Origin of the sequence: Poseidonibacter sp., from assembly GCF_041821165.1 — a bacterium.
Taxonomy (GTDB): domain Bacteria; phylum Campylobacterota; class Campylobacteria; order Campylobacterales; family Arcobacteraceae; genus Poseidonibacter.
This window is the reverse complement of sequence record NZ_JBGUES010000234.1, coordinates 1-3,011: the sequence shown is the minus strand read 5'-3', so window position 1 is coordinate 3,011 and position 3,011 is coordinate 1. Positions and strand designations below refer to the sequence as shown.

Here is a 3,011-nt window from a genome sequence, read left to right as displayed (position 1 = left end):
ATTTTTAAGAAGAGGCTTTTTTAAACTTTTAGCAAATTGTGCATATTTATTCTCTTCTAAAACAAATAAAATTATTGAAGCAAATTTAAATTTAATTTTTGAAAATAGATTAGATAAAAATGAAATAAAAGAGATTCAAAAATATTCATATTTCAATATGGTTTTATGGGTTCAATCACTTATTGAAAATTTAGATGTAAGTGATGAAGAATTAAAAAAAACTGTAAGTATTGAAAATCAAGAAATACTTGAAAAACTAAAAGAAGATAAAAAACCAATCATTTTAATTTCTGCTCATTATGGAAATATGGAAATGCTTAGCTGTTATTTAAATAAGTTTGTTCTTCCAATTGTTCAAGTTGCAAGAGAATCAAATTTTAATGAAATTGATAATTTTATAGTTGAGGCAAGAGAATCATCAGGTGCAAAAATTGTATTTAAATCTGGTGCATTAAAAAAACTTGTTCGTGCATTAATGAAAAAAGAGACAATATCTTTAATAATTGATCAAAATATAAATGCAAAAGAAGGGCAAGAAGTAGAGTTTTTAGGTAAAACTGCTTATCAAACTGCATCACCTTCTACATTAGCTAGAAAATTTGATGCATATATTGTTCCAGTTGCAATTTTTAACCAAGATGATTATAAGTATAAAATCAAAATATATGAACCAATTGCACCTATAAAGACAGAAAATGAAAAAGAAGATATAGCAAAACTATCTCAATTGCAAGCTAATGCAATATCTGATATAATACTTGAAGATAAAAAACAGTGGTTTTGGCCTCATAAAAGATTTAAAAGCCACTATAGAGAGATATATGAAAAGAATACTAATAATTAGTGATGGCAAGCCTGGTCATCTAAATCAATCAATCGCTTTTTGTAAAATTAAAAATATAAGTTATGATATTTTAGAAGTAAAATTTAAATCTAAAATATTAAAACTTTTATCATATGCTTATGATAAATCTAAGTTTTATACTGATTCTTTATTTACTCAATATAGAAAATATAATTTTGATTTTTATGATGCTGTTGTAAGTACTGGTTCTAGTACTTATTATTTTAATAAATTTATTTCTAAAAAATATAATATAAAATCAATTGCTTTAATGCTTCCTAAATCTTATAGATATAGTGACTTTGATTATATTATAGCTCAAGATCATGATGAGCCACCAAAATTACCAAATATTGTATCAGTACCTTTAAATTTATCATATACAAAAGCTAAAAATATTATAAATTTAAAAGAAAAATCTATTGGTATTATTATAGGTGGAGATAATGATATTTTTAAAATGGATATAGAAAATATGAGAAATACACTTAATCATATTTTTAAAAGTTATGATGGTTATTTAAAATTTGTTACAACATCAAGACGAACACCTAAAAAAATAGAAGAATTATTAAATGAGTATAAATTTGATTATAAATTAATCTATTCAAAACAATCAGATATAAATCCAATTCCTGATTTTATTAAATTATGTGAGGAATTATATATAACAATTGATTCAACTTCTATGTTAAGTGAAGCAAGAGCAAATAGTGATGCTTTAATTTCAATAATCGAATTAAGATCAAAAAAAGAGAATACAAAATTTCATAAATTAGCTAAAACAGTTAATAAAATTAAAACAAAAGTAGATTTATCAAAACTACTACAAGATGTAAAAATATAAAAAGTTGAAGTATCAAAGGAAAAAAGATTGAATATAAGTACTAAAGTACAATGTAGGGAGGCACTAAATGCCGAGTCATAAGAAAATATGTATAATAGGCCTAGGATATGTAGGTTTACCATTAGCTCATGCTTTTTCAAGTAAATTTGAAGTTGTAGGATTTGATATAAATACTACAAGAGTGCAAGAACTAAATAATGGCTTTGATAGAACGCTAGAGCTAACAAGTGATGAAGTAAAACAATCTTTAAAAAATAATATGATTTTTTCAACAAACTTAGATGATATAAAAGATTGTAATGTATATATTGTAACAGTTCCTACTCCTATTGATTCTTCTAATAGACCTGATTTAACTCCTTTGATAAAATCATCTCAAATGATAGGTAAAGTACTAAAAAAAGATGATATCGTAATCTATGAATCAACTGTTTACCCAGGTGTAACAGAAGAAGTATGTGTTCCACAACTTGAAGCTACTTCAAATATGAAATTTAATACTGACTTCTTCTGTGGATATTCTCCTGAAAGAATTAATCCAGGTGATAAAGAACATACAGTTACAAAAATACTTAAAATAACAGCAGGTTCAACACCACAAATAGCAAATGTAGTAGATGAACTGTATAAAACAATTATTACAGCAGGAACTCATAAAGCAAGCTCAATAAAAGTAGCAGAAGCAGCAAAAGTAATTGAAAATACTCAAAGAGATGTAAATATTGCACTTGTAAATGAATTAGCACTAATCTTTGATACTATGAATATAGATACAAATGATGTAATAGAAGCAGCAGCAACAAAATGGAACTTTATAAAATTAAAGCCAGGATTAGTTGGTGGACACTGTATAGGTGTAGATCCATATTACCTAACTTTTAAAGCAGAAGAACTTGGCTATAAACCAAATCTTATCTTAGGTGCAAGACAAATCAATAACGGTATGGGAAAATATATCGCTGAAAAAACTATTAAACTTATGATTAAAAAAGGTAAGTTAGTAAAAGATGCAGATATTTTAATTATGGGATTAACTTTTAAAGAAAACTGCCCTGATATAAGAAATACAAAAGTTGTAGATATAATCTCAGAACTTCAAGAATATGGTGCAAAAATAGATGTATATGAACCATGGATAGATGAAAAAGATAAAGATTATTATGATTATAACTTTGTTGAAAATCCATTTAAAAATGAAAAGAAATATGAAGCTATTATAGTTGCAGTAGGACATGATGAATTTAAATCAATTAGTGAAGATGAGTATACAAGTATTATAAATGGTGAGAGATTAATAACAGATGTAAAAGGGATTGTTCC

3 protein-coding genes are annotated in these 3,011 nt (G+C 25.5%); all 3 read left to right on the top strand.

Annotated features, from left to right (window positions below):
• A partial coding sequence (locus ACERKK_RS12545) for a hypothetical protein (RefSeq protein WP_373773417.1) occupies positions 1-844 on the top strand: 844 nt, incomplete at its 5' end.
• Positions 822-1,691, top strand: a complete 870-nt coding sequence (locus ACERKK_RS12540) for an ELM1/GtrOC1 family putative glycosyltransferase (RefSeq protein WP_373773416.1) — start codon at positions 822-824, stop codon at positions 1,689-1,691. The genes ACERKK_RS12545 and ACERKK_RS12540, both read left to right, overlap by 23 nt.
• 67 nt (positions 1,692-1,758) lie before the next feature.
• On the top strand, positions 1,759-3,011 hold a 1,253-nt coding region (locus ACERKK_RS12535), incomplete at its 3' end, for a nucleotide sugar dehydrogenase (RefSeq protein WP_373773415.1).

Excerpts from the sequence above, each read along its gene's own strand:
- ACERKK_RS12540 (WP_373773416.1), top strand. The coding sequence starts at position 822 with ATGAAAAGAATACTAATAATTAGTGATGGCAAGCCTGGTCATCTAAAT.